Source organism: Paracoccus laeviglucosivorans (genome assembly GCF_900182695.1).
GTDB lineage: Bacteria > Pseudomonadota > Alphaproteobacteria > Rhodobacterales > Rhodobacteraceae > Paracoccus > Paracoccus laeviglucosivorans.
This window is the reverse complement of sequence record NZ_FXTK01000001.1, coordinates 92,358-109,397: the sequence shown is the minus strand read 5'-3', so window position 1 is coordinate 109,397 and position 17,040 is coordinate 92,358. Positions and strand designations below refer to the sequence as shown.

Here is a 17,040-nt window from a genome sequence, read left to right as displayed (position 1 = left end):
TCTTTTGGGACGATGGACACAGATGAAGAACAGGATTTCTGGCGCCCTGCTGGGCGCGATGCTTGCGACGGCCAGCAGCCCGGCTTTGGCGCATGTCACGCTGGAACAGCCCGAGGCGGCGGCGGGTGGCGGCTATAAGGCCGTGCTGCGGGTCGGGCATGGTTGCGGCGACAAGGCCACGCGCACGCTGCGCGTCACCATTCCCGATGGGTTCTATGACGCCAAGCCCATGCCCAAGCCGGGCTGGCAGCTGCAAACCACGACCGGCGCATATGCCAAGCCATTCAACAATCACGGCACGCAGATGACCGAAGGCGTGCGCGAGATTGTCTGGACCGGGGGCGAATTGCCTGACGAATGGTATGACGAGTTCACCTTTCGCGGCACTGTCGGACCCGAGCTTGCGGCGGGCAGCACGATCTTTTTCCCGACCGTGCAGGAATGCGATGGCGCAAAGGAAAAATGGGTGGACGTGACCGGGGCCGCAGCCGTGCCGAACCCTGCGCCCGCGCTGGTGATCACGCAGGCAAAGGGCGATCAGCACGCGCATGGTGGCCATGACGCGCCGGGCGCGGTCATGCTGGGTGATATTGGCATTTCGGGGCAGTTCACCCGCGCGACGCCGCCGGGGGCCAGGATCGCGGGCGGCTTCATGGTGCTGAAGAATGACGGGGACACGGATGACCGTCTTGTCTCGGCCACCAGCCCCATCGCCGGAAGTGTCGAAATCCACGAGATGACGATGCAGGGCGACGTGATGAAGATGCGGCAACTGCCCGATGGTGTGCCGCTGCGCGCGGGCCAGACGGTCGAATTGAAACCGGGCGGCTATCACCTGATGCTGATGGACCTGACACAACCGCTGGCCCAAGGGGAAACCGTGCCCCTGACGCTGGTGTTCGAACAGGCCGGGCAAGTCGATGTGACGCTGCCCGTCGGCCCGATCAACGCGAAAGGAGCGGAACATGCCCACCACTAACGATCCCAAGGGCGGCAATCCGCTGCGCATGATCCGTCTGCTGCTGTGGTCGCTGGTCGCGCTGGCATTGATGGCGGCGGCGTGGTTCCTGCTGATCTCACCACGCCTGCAGACGCTTTCCGAATCGGGCATCGACAGCCTTGGCCGCGGTGATTATCAGCTTGTCGCCTCGGACGGGACGCCTTTCACGCAAGACACGCTGAAAGGTGCGGCCTCGGCTGTGTTCTTCGGCTTTACGCATTGCCCCGATGTCTGCCCCACGACGCTGGGCGACATCGCTGGCTGGCAAGAGGAGCTGGGCGAACAGGGCAAAAGCCTGCGCGTCTTTTTCGTCACCGTCGATCCCGAACGCGATACACCCGAAACGCTGGGCGAATACGTCTCATGGGTGCCGGGCGTGACGGGTGTTTCCGGCTCGGCCGAGGAAGTCGCCAAGGCCACGCGTGCCTTTCGCATCTATGCCAAGAAAGTCCCGACCGAAGGCGGCGATTACACCATGGACCATTCCGCAATGGTTCTGCTGTTCGACGCCAACGGCAACTACGCGGGTCTGATCGGCTATCAGGAAGACCCGGAGAGGGTGCGCGACAGCCTGAACCGCCTGCTGGCAAGCTGAAACAGGAAACGCCGCCCGAATGGGGCGGCGTTTTCCATGAAGGGCTGGGGACAATGGCGACCGGGCCTGTGGCTGGGTGGCGATGTGCCGGGCTTTTCATTGCGCGGTCTTGGTGGCTGGGAAATGACCCATGGCTGCCTTGTCGCGCGGAAATGTCAGAGATGACGGAGGGCTGGCTGGCGTGATCGCTTGCTTGCTGTTCCGTTGCAGCCTGAATATCGGCCACAAGCAGGGGCGTCAAGGAAAATCCTTGCAAATCAAATAGTTGATATTATTTGTCGGAAATTAAGTGCTGATTTTTCCGCATCTGACATTTTACAGCGTTCCCGCATACTTGACCCGCCGCGCCCCATCGCTAGCCTTTGCGCAACCAGCGGAGGACGGCAGATGGATTTGATGGCAAAGGCGGTGCAGGCGGTGGGTGCGGTGATGGTCGCGCTGCGCAAAAGGCACCTTCCGCCGCAGCAGGCGATGGGCGATTCGCCCTCGATCCCGCAGGCGCGGGAACAGGGGATCATGACGCTGAAGATGCCGACAGCGCGGGGATGGGCCTTGGGCGAAAAGCCCAAAGCCGCCGCCGGGTTGCAGGTCAACGCCTTTGCCACCGAATTGCAGCACCCCCGCTGGATCGAGGTGCTGCCCAATGGCGACGTGCTGGTGGCCGAGGCATTGCAGCAGGAACGCAAGCCCCGCGACCTGATGGATCACGCCATGGTCGCCACCATGCGTCGTGCCAAAGCCACAGGCCACAGCGCCAACCGCGTGACCCTGTGGCGCGACAGCGATGGTGACGGTGTGGCCGAAACACGCGAGGTTTTTGTCGAGAACCAGCACCAGCCCTTTGGCATGGCTTTGGTCGGCGACACCTTTTATCTGGGCAATACCGATGGGATCGTGTCGTTTCCCTATGTTCCGGGCGCGGTGCGGCTGGAAGGGGCGGGCAAGCGTCTGGTCGAATTCAAACCCGGCGGGCATTGGACGCGCAGTCTGCTGGCGTCCCCCGACGGCAAGCGCATCTATGCGGGCGTCGGCTCGCTTTCGAATATCGGTGACAGCGGGATGGAGGTCGAAAAGGGCCGCGCCGCCATCTGGGAACTGGATCTGGAAACCGGCAATGCGCGCATCTTTGCGGGCGGTCTTCGCAACCCCGTGGGCCTTGCATGGGAGCCGCAGACAGGCGCGCTGTGGACCGTCGTGAACGAACGCGACGGGCTGGGCGATGAAACGCCGCCCGACTATCTGACTTCGGTCAAGGATGGCGGTTTCTATGGTTGGCCCTATTGCTATTGGGGCCAGACCGTTGATGACCGCGTGCCGCAGGATGCCGGGCTGGTCGCATCGGCGTTGCAGCCCGACTACGCATTGGGCGGGCATACCGCGTCGCTGGGGCTGTGCTGGATGCCTGCAGGGACGCTGCCCGGATTTGGCGATGGGATGGTGATCGGTCAGCATGGCTCGTGGAACCGTTCGGTCCTTAGCGGCTACAAGCTGATCTTCGTGCCCTTTGCGAATGGCCGCCCCTCGGGTCCGCCGCGCGACATCCTTTCGGGCTTCCTGTCCGAGGATGAGAAGTTTTCGCGGGGCCGCCCGGTCGGTGTCGCGATCGGACCGGACGGCAAGTCGCTGCTGATGGCCGATGACGTGGGCGATGTCATCTGGCGGGTGTCTGCGGCCTAAAAGCTTAGCGTGAAATGTTCGCCGATGTCGGGCTTGGCGCCGGTGATATTGGCCTTGGCGACCTGATACAGGAAGCCCAGGCCGCCCGTCGTAGACCAGACCTCGGCCCCGGTCAGGGTGAATTTCAGCAGGCGGACATCGGAATCCTGCTCACCGTCCTCGAACCAGGCCGATGCGACGGCACCCCAGATTTCGTCCAGCTTTTCGCGGTCGTCGGACAGTTCGATCTGCCCCTCGATCCGCGCCCAAAGCTTGCCCGAGGCATCGCCCACAATGTGCATCGCGTCATAAGGGCCGGCAGTGGCCAGCTTTTCCAGATCGGTGCCATGCGCGGTGATGAACCACAACGCGCCCTGATCGGGGTCGGCATAATGTGACATGGGCACGAAGTTCAGATGTTGGGTGCTGCCCAGCATTCCGGCGTTGATTCCGTCAAGGCGCTTCCAGAAGGTCTGTTGGTCGGTCATCTTGATCCTCCGTATCGACCTAGGCCAACGTGGCGGGGTGGGCGCGGTTCCGGGATTTGACATTTGTCAGCCGCGCAGGTTCAAGCGTCCGAAATGACGAAGGAGCGCGGCATGACAGATTTTCCCGAACTGGCGCAATTGCGCGCGCTGGCAGAGCCCGAGAAAGCCGCGCAGGCTGCCGATTATCACAAGACGCCCCGCGAATATCTGGGCGTCGCGGTCCCGGTGATCGACGAGCTGGCGCGCGGCTGGCGGGACGGGCTGGACCTGCCCGCGCGGCTGGATCTGGCATCGCGCCTGTGGGACAGCGACATCCACGAAGGCCGGGTCGCTGCGGCCAAGCTGCTGACGCAGGCGCGGATCCGCCCCGATGATGCGGTCTGGCAGCTGATCGCCGGATGGGTGCCGCAATTCGATGGCTGGGCGATTGCCGATCACGTGATGAAGGCCGGGGAAAAGCGGCTGGTCGCCGATCCAGCGCGTCTGGATGAGGTTCAGGGCTGGCTGGAGCACCCCGATTTCTGGGTGCGTCGCGCGGCTTTGGTCGGAACCTTACCCTGGACCCGCATCCGCAATCCCAAGCCCGCCGATCTGGCGCAGCGCGAACAAGTGCTGGGCTGGCTGTCGCGCCTGGCCGATGACCGAGAGAATTTCATTCAGAAGGCCATCGGCTGGTGGTTGCGCGACCTGTCCAAGCACGATCCGCAGCGCGTGCGCGACTGGCTGGCGGCGGACGGTGCGCGGTTGAAACCCTATGCCCGGCGCGAGGCATCGCGCTGGTTGCCGGAAAACCGCAAGGATCAGCCGGAATAAACCTCAAGCGTGGGCAGGTCAGTCAGGCTGACGCCCAGCATTTGCAGGGCGGGCAGCGATACCTGACTGCCGCCACTGGCCGGACCACCCAGCGGGATAAGCTGCACATTGGCCGATTTACCAGTGGCGGGGTTCACGATCCGGCCGTTGGTTTCGGACTGCACCAGGGGCGTCTTCATCCAGAATCCGGCCTGCGAAGGATCGCCCAGCGATGCGACAGTGGTGCCCAGACGCTGGCCGCCGGTTTTTGGTGCCGCCGCCTCGGCCTTTTCGGTGCGGGTGGTGGTGTCCAGATTGGCCACCGTCTGCGCCGCCGAAGCCCCGATGGTCGAGGCGGATACGACTTTGCCCGGCGTGCGCGGCGCAGTTCCCGTCAGATCCGGCCCGGCAATCACCGGCTGGCCGGTCGCGGGATCAGTCTTGGGCGCGGATTGAGTGGCGCTGTTCGTGCCGGTCTGGTTGCAGGCCGCCATCGCAAGCAGTGCTAATGCACCCAGAAACCGCGGAAACGAATTGATCATGACGGCTGCCCCCTGATTGGTCTGCCGACAGGCTAAGGGTGGGCGCGGGGCGATGTCCACCGCAACCACGCAACTTGGTTACGACACTATTAACCTTTCGGCTGGCTTGTGCCGATGCGGGCGCGGTCTTACATTCCAAGGATGGATGCGCTGGCCCCCCTTGTCGATCCCTTCCACCGCCCGATCAGCTATCTGCGGGTTTCGGTGACGGATCGTTGCGATTTCCGCTGCACCTATTGCATGGCCGAACATATGCAATTCCTGCCCAAACGCGACTTGCTGACGCTTGAGGAGCTGGACCGGCTGTGCAGCGCCTTTGTCGGCCTTGGCGTGCGCAAGCTGCGCGTGACCGGGGGCGAGCCGCTGGTGCGGCGTAATATCATGGAGTTCTTCCGCGCCATGTCGCGCCATCTGGGGCAGGGGCTAGACGAGCTGACGCTGACCACGAACGGCAGCCAACTGGCGCGTTTTGCCCGCGAACTGGCCGATTGCGGGGTGCGGCGGGTCAATGTGTCGTTGGATACGCTGGACGCGGACCGTTTCGCGCAGATCACGCGCTGGGGCCGCCTGCCGCAGGTGCTGGAAGGTATCGCCGCCGCCAAGGCTGCGGGCCTGCAGGTCAAGATCAACACCGTCGCGTTGAAGGGCTTTAACGAAGATGAGCTTTTCGGCCTGCTGGACTGGTGCGCGGGCGGAGGCCACGACCTGACCTTTATCGAGGTCATGCCCATGGGTGACATGGGCGAGGAGCAGCGGCTTGACCAGTATTGGGCGCTGTCCGACCTGCGCCGCCGGATCGAGGAACGCCACGCCCTGACGCCATTGGCCGAGCGGACAGGCGGCCCCGCCCGCTATGTCCGCGTGAACGATACCGGGCAAAAGATCGGCTTCATCACGCCCTTGACGCATAATTTCTGCGAAAGCTGCAACCGCGTCCGGCTGACCTGCACGGGTGAGCTGTTCATGTGTCTGGGGCAGGAGGACCGCGCCGACCTGCGCGCGCCCTTGCGCGCCAGTGCCGATGATGGCGTGGTCCGCGATGCGATCCGCGAGGCGATCACCCGAAAGCCCAAGGGCCATGATTTCGACTATTCGCGCCGCCATGTCGCGGGTCAGGTCACGCGCTTCATGAGCCATACCGGCGGCTAGCGGTAGTCCAGCGTCACGATGTCCTTGATGTGACGCGCCCCGCGCATGTCGCCGGGCACCACCATGCGCAGCCCGTCGGGAATGGGCTTGCCGTTCATCTCATAGGCCAGCAGGATCGGGCGGGCGCCGAATTCCGGGGCGATTTCGCCGACCGAAAAGGCGATCTGGTGGCCGTCGCCGGCACTGACCAGGATCGTGTGGCGCATCGCTGCCTTGGGATCATCGACCAGCCCCTTGGCCGAGAGCAAATCCCACAGCAGCACGCCCTTGTAGACCCCTGTCTCGATCCCCTTGGAACTGCGAAAGGCCGAGGCAACTTCGGTCACAGGCAATTGTGACAGCGCGGCCATGTCAATCACTTCGGCCTCGTGACCGGGGACCGTCAGTTGCGCGGTTTCGGCCGCGGCGGCGGGCATGGCCAGCAGAGCGGCCAGAAAGACAGGAGCGATTCGATATGACCAGCTTTGCATATCGCAAACCTAGCATCGCCCCGCCCGACCGCAAAGCCCTAGTAGCTGGCGCCGTCCACTGCCTGACTGGAAAGCGCGCGCGGGTTCACGCCCGACAGGCAATTGACGTTCACCGCCACCATATCCGCCCCGTCCTTGCCCTTGCCAAGCGCATAGGATTCGACGCCGCAGGTCGGACAGAAGCGATGCTGGATGGCCTTGCGGTTGAACAGATATTCCGTCACCGGCCCGTCGCTGGTGAGGTGAAATTCGGCCCGCGGCACCATGGTCAGCACGAAACCCATGCGCTGGCAGCGCGAGCAGTTGCAGGTGAAGGTCTGGTCCAGATCCGCCTGAACCTCATATGCGATGCTGCCGCATTGGCAGCTGCCGGTGTAATGCGCCTTGGTCATGCCATGCTCTCCTGACGACTCAACGGGCATCGTCTAATGGCGTGGCGCGGCGCGCAAGCGGAAATGTTCGCATTTTGTCCCATTGGCGGTTGCCATTTTACCGTCAATGCCTATCTGATGCGCTTGGCGGAATCAGAACGTGATCGGGCAAGATGGAACAGAAGTTCATCGAGGTTCGCGGTGCGCGCGAACATAATCTGAAGAACGTGGATATGGACATTCCGCGCGACCAGTTGGTGGTGATCACCGGCCTGTCGGGCAGTGGCAAGTCCAGCCTTGCCTTTGATACCATCTATGCCGAAGGCCAGCGGCGCTATGTCGAAAGTCTGTCGGCCTATGCCCGGCAGTTCCTGGACATGATGGGCAAGCCGGATGTGGACCACATCAGCGGCCTGTCCCCGGCGATCTCCATCGAGCAGAAGACGACCTCGAAGAACCCGCGTTCAACCGTCGGCACCGTGACCGAGATCTATGACTATCTGCGCCTGCTGTTCGCACGGGCGGGCACGCCCTATTCGCCCGCGACCGGCCTGCCGATCGAGGCGCAGCAGGTTCAGGACATGGTGGACCGCGTGATGGAGATGCCCGAGGGCACGCGCGCCTATCTGCTGGCCCCCATCGTCCGCGACCGCAAGGGCGAATATAAAAAGGAATTCCTTGAGCTGCGGAAGCAGGGCTTCCAGCGCGTCAAGGTGAACGGTGAATTCCACGAGTTGGATGAGCCGCCGACATTGGACAAGAAGTTCCGGCACAACATTGATGTGGTGGTGGACCGTATCGTCGTGCGCGAGGGGATGGAGACGCGGCTGGCCGACAGTTTCCGCACCGCGCTGGATTTGGCCGACGGCATCGCCTTGCTGGAAACCACCGACGAGGAACCGCAGCGCATCACCTTCAGCGAAAAATTCGCCTGCCCTGTCAGCGGTTTCACCATTCCTGAAATTGAGCCTCGGCTGTTTTCGTTCAACGCGCCTTTCGGGGCCTGTCCGGTCTGCGACGGTCTGGGGGTCGAACTTTTCTTTGACGAACGCCTGATCGTGCCCGACAGCGCGCTTTCGGTCGCGCAGGGGGCGCTGGCGCCTTGGGCCAAGTCGAAATCGGCCTATCTGACGCAGACGGTCAACGCGCTGGCAAAGCATTACGCTTTTGACAAGAAGACGCCCTGGAAAGACCTGCCCAAAGAGGTGCAGGACATGTTCCTGCACGGCTCGGGCGCCGAGGAGATTCCCTTTCGCTTCGACGATGCGGGCCGCGTCTATGAAATCGCGCGCACCTTCGAGGGCATCGTTCCGAACATGGAACGGCGCCTGCGCGAAAGCGACAGCCAATGGGTCCGCGAGGAGTTCGAGAAATATCAGAACAACCGCCCCTGCGGTGCCTGCGCCGGCTATCGCCTGAAACCCGAAGCCTTGGCGGTGAAGATCGCAGGCACCCATATCGGCAACGTCACCGAGCTTTCGATCCGTGAGGCGCTGGCCTGGGCCGAAGCCGCGCCGGAACACCTGACCAAGCAGAAGAATGAAATCGCCGCCGCAATCCTCAAGGAAATCCGCGAACGGCTGGGCTTTCTTGTGAATGTGGGTCTGGATTACCTGACGCTTTCCCGCGCGGCAGGGACGCTTTCGGGCGGGGAAAGCCAGCGCATCCGGCTGGCGTCGCAGATCGGCAGCGGCCTGACCGGGGTGCTTTACGTGCTGGACGAACCCAGCATCGGCCTGCATCAGCGTGACAACGACCGCTTGCTGGACACGCTGAAAGGGCTGCGCGATCAGGGCAATTCGGTCATTGTGGTCGAACATGATGAGGACGCGATCCGCCATGCGGATTATGTGTTTGACATGGGGCCGGGGGCAGGGGTGCATGGCGGCCAGATCGTCGCCAAGGGCACGCCCGCCGAGATTGCATCGGGCGGCAGTCTGACGGGGCAATATCTTTCGGGTGAGCGTGAGATCTCGGTCCCGCGCAATCGCCGCAAGGGCAATGGCAAGGCGATCAAGGTCGTCGGCGCCACCGGCAACAACCTGAAGGACGTCACCGCCGAGTTTCCCTTGGGCAAGTTCGTCTGTGTCACGGGCGTTTCGGGCGGCGGCAAGTCCACGCTGACGATTGAAACCCTGTTCAAGACTGCCAGCCTGCGCCTAAACGGTGCCCGCCAGACCCCCGCGCCCTGCGAGACGATCAAGGGTCTGGAGCTGCTGGACAAGGTCATCGACATCGACCAGCGCCCCATCGGCCGCACGCCGCGGTCGAACCCCGCGACCTATACCGGCGCCTATACCCATATCCGCGACTGGTATGCGGGCCTGCCGGAATCCAAGGCGCGGGGCTACAAGCCCGGCCGCTTCAGTTTCAACGTCAAGGGCGGCCGTTGCGAGGCGTGTCAGGGCGATGGCGTCATCAAGATTGAGATGCACTTTCTGCCCGATGTCTATGTCACCTGCGAGACCTGCAAGGGCAAACGCTATAACCGCGAAACGCTGGAAGTGCAGTTCAAGGGCAAGTCCATCGCCGACGTGCTGGACATGACGGTCGAGGATGCGCAGGAGTTCTTCAAGGCCGTGCCTTCGATCCGCGACAAGATGGACGCGCTGCTTGAAGTGGGGCTGGGCTATATCAAGGTCGGCCAGCAGGCCACCACGCTTTCGGGCGGCGAGGCGCAGCGCGTCAAGCTGTCCAAGGAGCTGTCGCGCCGCGCGACCGGCAAGACACTGTATATTCTGGACGAACCGACGACCGGCCTGCATTTCGAAGATGTGCGCAAACTGCTTGAGGTGCTGCACAGCCTTGTAGATCAGGGCAATACGGTCGTGGTCATCGAACACAATCTGGATGTCATCAAGACTGCCGACTGGATCATCGACATCGGTCCCGAAGGTGGCGATGGCGGTGGGCGGATTGTGGCGACCGGCACGCCCGAGGACGTGGCCAAGGTCAAGGAAAGCCATACGGGACGCTATCTTGCGCCCATGCTGGACGCGGCGCGCAAACGGGCGGCGGAATGACGCAAGGTCGTGGCGATGCCCCCGCACGCGGCTGGCAGCAGCTGGAAGGGGCGGGCATGGCGATTGGCGGTCTTGCCATTGCTGGCATCGCGGCGCCGGGCGGACCGTGGTGGGCATGGATCATCGCGCTGATCGCCCCGGATATTGGATTGCTGGGCTATCTGGTGGGGCGCCGTGTCGGCGCGCTGACCTATAATATGCTTCACATTTATGCGACCCCATTCCTGCTGATGATGATCGGCGTAGGTGCGGGATCGACGGTGTTGATCGCGGGCGGGGCATTGTGGCTTGCGCGCGTCGGTCTGGACCGCGCATTTGGGCTGGGCCTGAAGCTGCGCGGGGGGTATCGCGAAAACCATCTGGGGCAGATCGGTCGCGAATAAGCTGCGATTTGTGCCGCAACGCCGCATCGAAGCGAAATGCTCGGAATTTCCCATGAGCAGCATCGCTGCGGTGCAGCAATAATACAATGCGTTACATCGTCGCACCTACCGTTGACCCCGCCGCCCGGCAGGGATAAACGGGCGGCAGCCAAACCCATCGCGGGCGCCACAAGGGTTCCCGCGAGCGAAAGGGAGCCCAACTCCAGTGGAATACCTGCTGCAAGAATACCTGCCGATCCTGGTCTTTCTGGGAATGGCCTCGGGTCTCGCCATTGTGCTGATTCTGGCCGCTGCAATTGTCGCCATCCGCAACCCGGATCCCGAGAAGGTCAGTGCCTACGAATGCGGCTTCAACGCCTTCGACGACGCGCGGATGAAATTCGATGTGCGATTCTATCTCGTCTCGATCCTGTTCATCATCTTCGACCTTGAGGTGGCGTTCCTGTTCCCTTGGGCCGTGGCCTTTGGCGGGCTGTCGGAAGTGGCCTTCTGGTCGATGATGGTCTTCCTGGGTGTCCTGACCGTTGGCTTTGCCTATGAATGGAAGAAGGGGGCACTGGAATGGGCGTGATGACCGGAGCCAATACCGCTGGTCCCGACCGTGAATTCGCCACGGCCGAGCTGAACCGCGAATTGCAGGACAAGGGCTTCCTGCTGACCACGACCGAAGACATCATCAACTGGGCGCGGAACGGTTCGCTGCACTGGATGACCTTCGGCCTGGCCTGCTGCGCGGTCGAGATGATGCAAGTTTCCATGCCGCGCTATGACGTGGAGCGCTTCGGGACCGCGCCGCGCGCCTCTCCGCGCCAGTCGGACCTGATGATCGTTGCGGGCACCCTGACCAACAAGATGGCCCCGGCGCTGCGCAAGGTCTATGACCAGATGCCAGAGCCGCGCTATGTCATCAGCATGGGCAGCTGTGCGAATGGCGGCGGGTATTACCACTATTCCTATTCCGTTGTGCGTGGCTGCGACCGTATCGTTCCGGTGGACATCTACGTCCCCGGCTGCCCGCCCACGGCCGAGGCATTGCTTTATGGCATCCTGCAACTTCAGCGCCGCATCCGGCGCACCGGCACGTTGGTGAGGTAAGCCATGACCGATACCGCCGCCCTTTCGGAACTTGCCGAACACATCACCCTGCGCCGCGAAAGCGACGTCGTTTCGACCGAGATCGCCTTTGGCGAGCTGACGGTGAACGTCACGCTGTCGGGCCTGATCGGCATGATCGAGTTTCTGCGCAATGATGCGACCTGCCGTTTTTCGACGCTGATCGACATCACGGCAGTGGACAACCCGCAGCGCCCGGCGCGCTTCGATCTGGTCTATCACTTCCTGTCGATGTATCAGAACCACCGCATCCGCGTTAAGGCCCAGATCCGCGAGGATGAGGTCGCGCCCAGTCTGACCGGCGTGTTCCCCGGCGCGAACTGGTATGAGCGCGAGGTTTTCGACATGTTCGGGATCCTGTTCTCGGGGCACCCGGACCTGCGCCGCATCATCACGGATTACGGTTTCCGCGGCCATCCGCTGCGCAAGGACTTCCCGACCACCGGCTATGTCGAGGTGCGTTGGAACGACGTCGAAAAGCGCGTGGTCTATGAGCCGGTGAAGCTGGTTCAGGAATACCGCCAATTCGACTTCCTGTCCCCGTGGGAAGGCGCGAAATACGTGCTTCCGGGCGATGAGAAAGCCCCGGAGGCGAAGAAGTGAGCGCCCGGACGCAGCGCGCCCGTGCCACGCAGCGCAGTGAGGGATGACCATGGACGGCGACATCCGCAAGAACAGCTATGATGACCGCTCGCAGGACTTCCTGACGGGCGAACAAAGCATCCGCAACTTCAACATCAACTTCGGTCCCCAGCACCCGGCAGCGCATGGTGTGCTGCGCATGGTTCTGGAACTGGACGGCGAGGTGGTGGAACGCGCCGACCCGCATATCGGCCTGCTGCATCGCGGCACCGAAAAGCTGATGGAAAGCCGGACCTATCTGCAGAACCTGCCCTATCTGGACCGGCTGGATTACGTCGCGCCGATGAACCAGGAGCATGCCTGGTGTCTGGCGATCGAGCGGCTGACCGGCACGGTCATCCCGCGCCGCGCCAGCCTGATCCGGGTGCTGTATTCGGAAATCGGCCGCATCCTGAACCACCTGATGGGCCTGACCACCGGGATGCTGGACATCGGCGCACTAACGCCTCCGCTTTGGGGCTTCGAGGCGCGCGAGCAGTTGATGGTGTTCTATGAACGCGCCTGCGGAGCGCGGCTGCACGCCGCCTATTTCCGTCCCGGCGGCGTTCATCAGGACCTGCCGCCCGATCTGCTGGACGATATCGAGGAATGGTGCGAGCAGTTCCCGAAACTGGTCGATGACCTGAACACGCTGCTGACCGAAAACCGCATCGTCAAGCAGCGTCTGGTCGATATCGCCATCGTCACCGAAGAAAACTGCCTTGAATGGGGCTATAGCGGCGTGATGCTGCGTGGCTCGGGTCTGGCATGGGATCTGCGGCGGGCGCAGCCTTACGAATGCTATGACGAATTCGACTTTCAGATTCCGGTCGGCAAGAATGGCGACTGTTATGACCGCTACCTGATCCGTATGCAGGAAATGCGCGAATCGACCCGGATCATGCAGCAGGCCATCCAGAAACTGCGCGCGGAACCCGCGGGCGACGTTTTGGCGCGAGGCAAGCTGACCCCGCCCAAACGCGGCGAGATGAAGCGCGACATGGAAAGCCTGATCCATCACTTCAAGCTTTACACCGAAGGCTTCAAGGTTCCGGCAGGCGAGGTTTATGCCGCCGTCGAAGCGCCCAAGGGTGAATTCGGCGTCTATCTTGTCGCGGATGGCACCAACAAGCCGTGGCGCGCCAAGCTGCGCGCCCCCGGTTTCGCGCATTTGCAGTCGATCGACTGGATGTCCAAGGGCCACTTGCTGGCGGACGTTCCGGCCATCATCGCGACCCTTGATATTGTTTTCGGAGAGGTTGACCGCTGATGTTGCGCCGTCTGTCCCCCATCCAGCCGGAATCCTTTGAATTCCTGCCTGCGAACCTTGAATGGGCGCGTGCCCAGATGACCAAATATCCCGAAGGTCGCCAGCAATCGGCGATCATCCCGGTGCTTTGGCGCGCGCAGGAACAGGAAGGCTGGCTTAGCCGTCCCGCCATCGAATATTGCGCGACGCTGCTGGGCATGCCCTATATCCGCGCGCTGGAAGTGGCGACCTTCTACTTCATGTTCCAGCTTCATCCCGTTGGAACGGTTGCACATATCCAGATTTGCGGCACCACGACCTGCATGATCTGCGGGGCTGAGGATCTGATCCGCGTCTGCAAGGAAAAGATCGCCAACGCACCGCACACCCTGTCCGCCGATGGGCGTTTTTCGTGGGAAGAGGTCGAATGCCTTGGCGCCTGCACCAACGCGCCCATGGCCCAGATCGGCAAGGATTTCTACGAAGACCTGACGGTCGAGAAACTGGCCGCGCTGATCGACAGCTTTGCGGCTGGCGAAGTGCCTGTGCCGGGTCCGCAGAACGGCCGCTTCTCGGTCGAGGCTTTGGGCGGTCCGACCGCGCTGGCCGATCTGAAAGGCACGGACGAACAGTATAATGGCAGTGTCGGTCTGGCGGTTCGCCTGAATGACACGATCAAGCGCATTGATGGCACCGAGGTTCCGATCACCACGCCCTGGCTGGGCAAGCAGGACGGGACCGGGACGGCAAAGGATGGTATCAACGGCTAAGGGATAGCCGAGGTTTGGGAGCTGGTTACGATGGAACAATCGGTCTGCAACAGAAACTGCTGGATCTCGGGGGCGATCGCCGGGGTCGTGGTCCTGCTCTTTACCTCGGGGATCGGGGAACGGGGCTGGGCGGCAGGTTTGTTTCTGGGGCTTGTGACCTTTGTTCTGTTCGGCGCGCTGATGTCGTGGCTGGTCTGCCATGAACGGCCCCAGCTTGCTGCAACGGGCGATGGGATGACCTCGTCTGACTGGGAACGTCAGGTGGTCGAGCGTCAGCCCGAAGCTCTGCTGGTCTCGGCCCCGCTGGGCGGTCCAGAAGGTTACAGCTCGGGGGCGCAGATGCCGATCGTCGCGGGCGCGCTGCCCAGCACACCTGCCAGTATCTCGCCGCGCGAAGCCGAGCCGCAGCCCAAGCCGGTGGCAAAGATCGCCGCAACTGCCGACGCCGGGACCGCCGAAGACGATCTGCGCCGCATCAAGGGCGTCGGTCCCAAGCTGGCCGATTGGCTGAAGGAAAACGGCGTGACGCGCTTTGCGCAGATCGCAGCCTGGCAACAGGCGGATATTGCCGATTTCGCCCAGCGTCTGGGCCGGATGGGCAGCCGGATCGAGGCGGATGATTGGGTCGGTCAGGCCCGCATCCTCGCCTCTGGCGGCGAGACGGAACATTCGCTCAGAGTTGAGCGGGGCGAGTCGACCTGATGACCCGCCCGAACGGGAACAATGCGCCCGCAGGGGCCGATACGGGGCAGATGCGGCTGGTGGCGGTGGTGATCACGGCGACCATGCTGCTCTGGCTTGGAGTGCAGTGGTTGGGGGGTCAGCAGGGCTGGCCCACGAAATACGTCTTTCTCGCCGATCTTGTGGCGATGGGGGCATTGATCTGGTCGCTTCTGGTGACCTGGCGGATCTGGCGGCGGCGCAATGCGTCGTCGCGGGGACAAGGATAAGACGACGATGCTGAACGATCAGGACCGGATCTTTACGAACATCTACGGCATGGGCGACCGCAGCCTTGCCGGGGCCAAGAAGCGCGGCCATTGGGATGGCACGGCCAGCATCATCCAGCGCGGCCGCGACAGCATCATCAATGAGATGAAGGCCTCGGGGCTGCGCGGTCGTGGCGGCGCGGGCTTCCCGACCGGCATGAAATGGTCGTTCATGCCCAAGGAATCCGACGGTCGCCCGGCCTATCTGGTCATCAACGCCGACGAATCCGAACCCGCGACCTGCAAAGACCGCGAAATCATGCGCCACGATCCGCATACGCTGATCGAAGGCGCGCTGATTGCCAGTTTCGCGATGGGCGCCCATGCGGCCTATATCTATATCCGCGGCGAATTCATCCGCGAGCGCGAGGCGCTGCAAGCCGCCATCGACGAATGCTATGACGATGGGCTTCTGGGCCGGAACGCCGCCGGTTCGGGCTGGGATTTCGACCTGTATCTGCATCACGGCGCCGGCGCCTATATCTGCGGCGAAGAAACCGCGCTGCTGGAATCGCTGGAAGGCAAAAAGGGTATGCCCCGCATGAAGCCGCCTTTCCCGGCGGGCGCGGGTCTGTATGGCTGCCCGACCACGGTGAACAACGTCGAATCCATTGCCGTCGTCCCGACCATCCTGCGTCGCGGCGGTGAATGGTTCGCGGGCTTCGGTCGTCCGAACAATGCGGGCGTCAAGCTGTTCGGCCTGACCGGCCACGTCAACACGCCCTGCGTCGTCGAAGAAGCCATGTCGATCCCCATGCGCGAGCTGATCGAAAAGCATGGCGGCGGCATCCGCGGCGGCTGGAAGAACCTGAAAGCCGTCATCCCCGGCGGCGCGTCCTGCCCGGTCCTGACCGCAGAGCAGTGCGAAAACGCCATCATGGACTATGACGGGATGCGCGAGCTGCGCTCCAGCTTTGGCACTGCGTGCATGATCGTGATGGATCAGGACACCGACATCATCAAGGCGATCTGGCGTCTGTCCAAGTTCTTCAAGCATGAAAGCTGCGGCCAATGCACGCCCTGCCGCGAAGGCACCGGCTGGATGATGCGCGTCATGGACCGTCTGGTCCGGGGCGAGGCCGAGGTCGAAGAAATCGACATGCTGTTCGACGTGACCAAGCAGGTCGAAGGCCACACCATCTGCGCGCTTGGCGACGCGGCGGCCTGGCCGATCCAAGGGTTGATCCGCAACTTCCGCGAAGAAATCGAAGACCGTATCAAGGCCAAACGCACCGGGCGCATGGGCGCCATGGCGGCGGAGTAATCAGGCATGACGCAGGCGCTGACCCATCTGGCACGGCAGACCCCCACGGGGGTTGCCCGCGCTTGCGCGCGCCGGGTCACGCGTCGCTCACCCTTTGGTGTCGAACCCAGCCATCAGCCCGGTGTTATGAATTGGACCCTGCAGAAGGAGACCAATACCATGAAACCGATCTGTTTTGCACTGGCACTAGCGACGCTGGCCACGCCTGCCGCCGCGCTTGAGCCGCTGGCTCAGGAAAAATACATCAACGACCGTCTGGTTGCGGCGCGGGTCGCAGACCGGATCCGGCGGACCTGCCCCTCGATCGACGCGCGGCTGCTTTACGCCTATGGCGAGGCGCGCAAGCTGAAGCGTTATGCCCAGCAAAAGGGCTATTCCAACGCCCAGATCGACGCCTTTCTTGACAGCAAGGAAGACAAGAAGCGCATCTATGCCGTGGCCGAGGATTATTTGACCCGTAACGGCGCGCGCAAAGGTGATGCGGAAAGTTTTTGCCGCCTCGGCCGGGCCGAAATTGCCAAAAAGAACGTGATCGGCAGCTTGTTGGTGGCGAAATGAAAAAGTG

At 62.8% G+C, this 17,040-nt stretch carries 20 protein-coding genes; 16 read left to right on the top strand and 4 right to left on the bottom strand.

Going from position 1 to position 17,040, the window contains the following annotated elements:
- Positions 1 to 22 precede the first annotated feature (22 nt).
- The 3 genes from FN835_RS00590 to FN835_RS00580 all read left to right on the top strand — a co-directional run bounded on the left by FN835_RS00590 (position 23) and on the right by FN835_RS00580 (position 3,272).
- On the top strand, positions 23 to 979 hold the full coding sequence (locus tag FN835_RS00590; protein ID WP_142661248.1) for a copper chaperone PCu(A)C domain-containing protein: 957 nt from the start codon (positions 23 to 25) through the stop codon (positions 977 to 979).
- Positions 966 to 1,595, top strand: a complete 630-nt coding sequence (locus tag FN835_RS00585; protein WP_142661247.1) for an SCO family protein — start codon at positions 966 to 968, stop codon at positions 1,593 to 1,595. Before FN835_RS00590 ends, FN835_RS00585 begins: the two co-directional genes overlap by 14 nt.
- 387 nt (positions 1,596 to 1,982) lie before the next feature.
- Positions 1,983 to 3,272, top strand: a complete 1,290-nt coding sequence (locus FN835_RS00580; RefSeq protein ID WP_142661246.1) for a PQQ-dependent sugar dehydrogenase — start codon at positions 1,983 to 1,985, stop codon at positions 3,270 to 3,272.
- Here the strand turns inward: FN835_RS00580 and FN835_RS00575 are convergent.
- Positions 3,269 to 3,739: a pyridoxamine 5'-phosphate oxidase family protein gene (locus tag FN835_RS00575; RefSeq protein ID WP_142661245.1), complete on the bottom strand. Its 471-nt coding sequence runs from the start codon at positions 3,737 to 3,739 to the stop codon at positions 3,269 to 3,271. The two genes, FN835_RS00580 and FN835_RS00575, sit on opposite strands and share 4 nt — an antisense overlap.
- A 111-nt stretch (positions 3,740 to 3,850) precedes the next feature.
- Here FN835_RS00575 and FN835_RS00570 point away from each other — a divergent pair, with 111 nt between their 5' ends.
- Positions 3,851 to 4,552, top strand: a complete 702-nt coding sequence (locus FN835_RS00570; protein WP_142661244.1) for a DNA alkylation repair protein — start codon at positions 3,851 to 3,853, stop codon at positions 4,550 to 4,552.
- On the opposite strand, the gene FN835_RS00565 is transcribed toward FN835_RS00570, so the two are convergent.
- The gene (locus FN835_RS00565; RefSeq protein WP_142661243.1) at positions 4,540 to 5,073 is read right to left on the bottom strand and encodes a hypothetical protein; all 534 of its coding nucleotides are present in this window, start codon (positions 5,071 to 5,073) and stop codon (positions 4,540 to 4,542) included. The genes FN835_RS00570 and FN835_RS00565 overlap by 13 nt on opposite strands.
- Positions 5,074 to 5,187: 114 nt before the next feature.
- On the opposite strand from FN835_RS00565, the gene moaA reads away from it, so the two are divergent.
- The gene (gene moaA, locus FN835_RS00560; RefSeq protein ID WP_185958535.1) at positions 5,188 to 6,222 is read left to right on the top strand and encodes a GTP 3',8-cyclase MoaA; all 1,035 of its coding nucleotides are present in this window, start codon (positions 5,188 to 5,190) and stop codon (positions 6,220 to 6,222) included.
- Here moaA and FN835_RS00555 read toward each other — a convergent pair.
- Both FN835_RS00555 and FN835_RS00550 read right to left on the bottom strand, forming a co-directional pair.
- Positions 6,219 to 6,692: a molybdopterin-dependent oxidoreductase gene (locus FN835_RS00555; RefSeq protein ID WP_142661242.1), complete on the bottom strand. Its 474-nt coding sequence runs from the start codon at positions 6,690 to 6,692 to the stop codon at positions 6,219 to 6,221. The two genes, moaA and FN835_RS00555, sit on opposite strands and share 4 nt — an antisense overlap.
- Positions 6,693 to 6,730: 38 nt before the next feature.
- A complete protein-coding gene (locus FN835_RS00550; RefSeq protein WP_142661241.1) occupies positions 6,731 to 7,084 on the bottom strand; it encodes a GFA family protein in 354 nt (117 codons plus the stop codon).
- Between the two features lie 152 nt (positions 7,085 to 7,236).
- On the opposite strand from FN835_RS00550, the gene uvrA reads away from it, so the two are divergent.
- From uvrA to FN835_RS00495, 11 genes are all read left to right on the top strand, one after another.
- Positions 7,237 to 10,086, top strand: coding sequence for an excinuclease ABC subunit UvrA (uvrA, locus tag FN835_RS00545; protein ID WP_142661240.1), 2,850 nt, complete (start codon positions 7,237 to 7,239; stop codon positions 10,084 to 10,086).
- Complete coding sequence (locus FN835_RS00540) at positions 10,083 to 10,469, top strand: DUF4260 domain-containing protein (RefSeq protein ID WP_142661239.1); 387 nt, start codon at positions 10,083 to 10,085, stop codon at positions 10,467 to 10,469. The genes uvrA and FN835_RS00540 overlap by 4 nt, the downstream gene beginning before the upstream one ends.
- 205 nt (positions 10,470 to 10,674) lie before the next feature.
- Positions 10,675 to 11,040 (top strand): NADH-quinone oxidoreductase subunit A, encoded by a 366-nt coding sequence (locus FN835_RS00535; RefSeq protein ID WP_142661238.1) that lies wholly within the window; start codon positions 10,675 to 10,677, stop codon positions 11,038 to 11,040.
- Complete coding sequence (locus FN835_RS00530; RefSeq protein ID WP_142661528.1) at positions 11,040 to 11,564, top strand: NuoB/complex I 20 kDa subunit family protein; 525 nt, start codon at positions 11,040 to 11,042, stop codon at positions 11,562 to 11,564. The genes FN835_RS00535 and FN835_RS00530 overlap by 1 nt, the downstream gene beginning before the upstream one ends.
- Positions 11,565 to 11,567: 3 nt before the next feature.
- A complete protein-coding gene (locus FN835_RS00525) occupies positions 11,568 to 12,185 on the top strand; it encodes an NADH-quinone oxidoreductase subunit C (protein ID WP_142661237.1) in 618 nt (205 codons plus the stop codon).
- Positions 12,186 to 12,234: 49 nt separating this feature from the next.
- Positions 12,235 to 13,473 (top strand): NADH-quinone oxidoreductase subunit D, encoded by a 1,239-nt coding sequence (locus tag FN835_RS00520; RefSeq protein WP_142661236.1) that lies wholly within the window; start codon positions 12,235 to 12,237, stop codon positions 13,471 to 13,473.
- Complete coding sequence (gene nuoE, locus FN835_RS00515) at positions 13,473 to 14,222, top strand: NADH-quinone oxidoreductase subunit NuoE (RefSeq protein ID WP_142661235.1); 750 nt, start codon at positions 13,473 to 13,475, stop codon at positions 14,220 to 14,222. Before FN835_RS00520 ends, nuoE begins: the two co-directional genes overlap by 1 nt.
- 30 nt (positions 14,223 to 14,252) lie before the next feature.
- Entirely contained in the window at positions 14,253 to 14,924 is a 672-nt protein-coding gene (locus FN835_RS00510) for a hypothetical protein (protein WP_142661234.1), read from the top strand.
- The gene (locus tag FN835_RS00505) at positions 14,924 to 15,172 is read left to right on the top strand and encodes a DUF5337 domain-containing protein (RefSeq protein WP_142661233.1); all 249 of its coding nucleotides are present in this window, start codon (positions 14,924 to 14,926) and stop codon (positions 15,170 to 15,172) included. Before FN835_RS00510 ends, FN835_RS00505 begins: the two co-directional genes overlap by 1 nt.
- Positions 15,173 to 15,179: 7 nt before the next feature.
- The gene (gene nuoF / locus FN835_RS00500; RefSeq protein ID WP_142661232.1) at positions 15,180 to 16,475 is read left to right on the top strand and encodes an NADH-quinone oxidoreductase subunit NuoF; all 1,296 of its coding nucleotides are present in this window, start codon (positions 15,180 to 15,182) and stop codon (positions 16,473 to 16,475) included.
- 159 nt (positions 16,476 to 16,634) lie between these two features.
- A complete protein-coding gene (locus FN835_RS00495) occupies positions 16,635 to 17,033 on the top strand; it encodes a DUF5333 domain-containing protein (RefSeq protein WP_142661231.1) in 399 nt (132 codons plus the stop codon).
- Positions 17,034 to 17,040: the final 7 nt, after the last annotated feature.

What these genes read in the sequence shown, in the direction of transcription:
- FN835_RS00590 (WP_142661248.1), top strand. Translation starts at nt 23, where the DNA reads ATGAAGAACAGGATTTCTGGCGCCCTGCTGGGCGCGATGCTTGCGACG.
- FN835_RS00585 (WP_142661247.1), top strand. Translation starts at nt 966, where the DNA reads ATGCCCACCACTAACGATCCCAAGGGCGGCAATCCGCTGCGCATGATC.
- FN835_RS00580 (WP_142661246.1), top strand. Translation starts at nt 1,983, where the DNA reads ATGGATTTGATGGCAAAGGCGGTGCAGGCGGTGGGTGCGGTGATGGTC.
- FN835_RS00575 (WP_142661245.1), bottom strand. Translation starts at nt 3,739, where the DNA reads ATGACCGACCAACAGACCTTCTGGAAGCGCCTTGACGGAATCAACGCC.
- FN835_RS00570 (WP_142661244.1), top strand. Translation starts at nt 3,851, where the DNA reads ATGACAGATTTTCCCGAACTGGCGCAATTGCGCGCGCTGGCAGAGCCC.
- FN835_RS00565 (WP_142661243.1), bottom strand. Translation starts at nt 5,073, where the DNA reads ATGATCAATTCGTTTCCGCGGTTTCTGGGTGCATTAGCACTGCTTGCG.
- moaA (WP_185958535.1), top strand. Translation starts at nt 5,188, where the DNA reads ATGCGGGCGCGGTCTTACATTCCAAGGATGGATGCGCTGGCCCCCCTT.
- FN835_RS00555 (WP_142661242.1), bottom strand. Translation starts at nt 6,692, where the DNA reads ATGCAAAGCTGGTCATATCGAATCGCTCCTGTCTTTCTGGCCGCTCTG.
- FN835_RS00550 (WP_142661241.1), bottom strand. Translation starts at nt 7,084, where the DNA reads ATGACCAAGGCGCATTACACCGGCAGCTGCCAATGCGGCAGCATCGCA.
- uvrA (WP_142661240.1), top strand. Translation starts at nt 7,237, where the DNA reads ATGGAACAGAAGTTCATCGAGGTTCGCGGTGCGCGCGAACATAATCTG.
- FN835_RS00540 (WP_142661239.1), top strand. Translation starts at nt 10,083, where the DNA reads ATGACGCAAGGTCGTGGCGATGCCCCCGCACGCGGCTGGCAGCAGCTG.
- FN835_RS00530 (WP_142661528.1), top strand. Translation starts at nt 11,040, where the DNA reads ATGACCGGAGCCAATACCGCTGGTCCCGACCGTGAATTCGCCACGGCC.
- FN835_RS00525 (WP_142661237.1), top strand. Translation starts at nt 11,568, where the DNA reads ATGACCGATACCGCCGCCCTTTCGGAACTTGCCGAACACATCACCCTG.
- FN835_RS00520 (WP_142661236.1), top strand. Translation starts at nt 12,235, where the DNA reads ATGGACGGCGACATCCGCAAGAACAGCTATGATGACCGCTCGCAGGAC.
- nuoE (WP_142661235.1), top strand. Translation starts at nt 13,473, where the DNA reads ATGTTGCGCCGTCTGTCCCCCATCCAGCCGGAATCCTTTGAATTCCTG.
- FN835_RS00510 (WP_142661234.1), top strand. Translation starts at nt 14,253, where the DNA reads ATGGAACAATCGGTCTGCAACAGAAACTGCTGGATCTCGGGGGCGATC.
- FN835_RS00505 (WP_142661233.1), top strand. Translation starts at nt 14,924, where the DNA reads ATGACCCGCCCGAACGGGAACAATGCGCCCGCAGGGGCCGATACGGGG.
- nuoF (WP_142661232.1), top strand. Translation starts at nt 15,180, where the DNA reads ATGCTGAACGATCAGGACCGGATCTTTACGAACATCTACGGCATGGGC.
- FN835_RS00495 (WP_142661231.1), top strand. Translation starts at nt 16,635, where the DNA reads ATGAAACCGATCTGTTTTGCACTGGCACTAGCGACGCTGGCCACGCCT.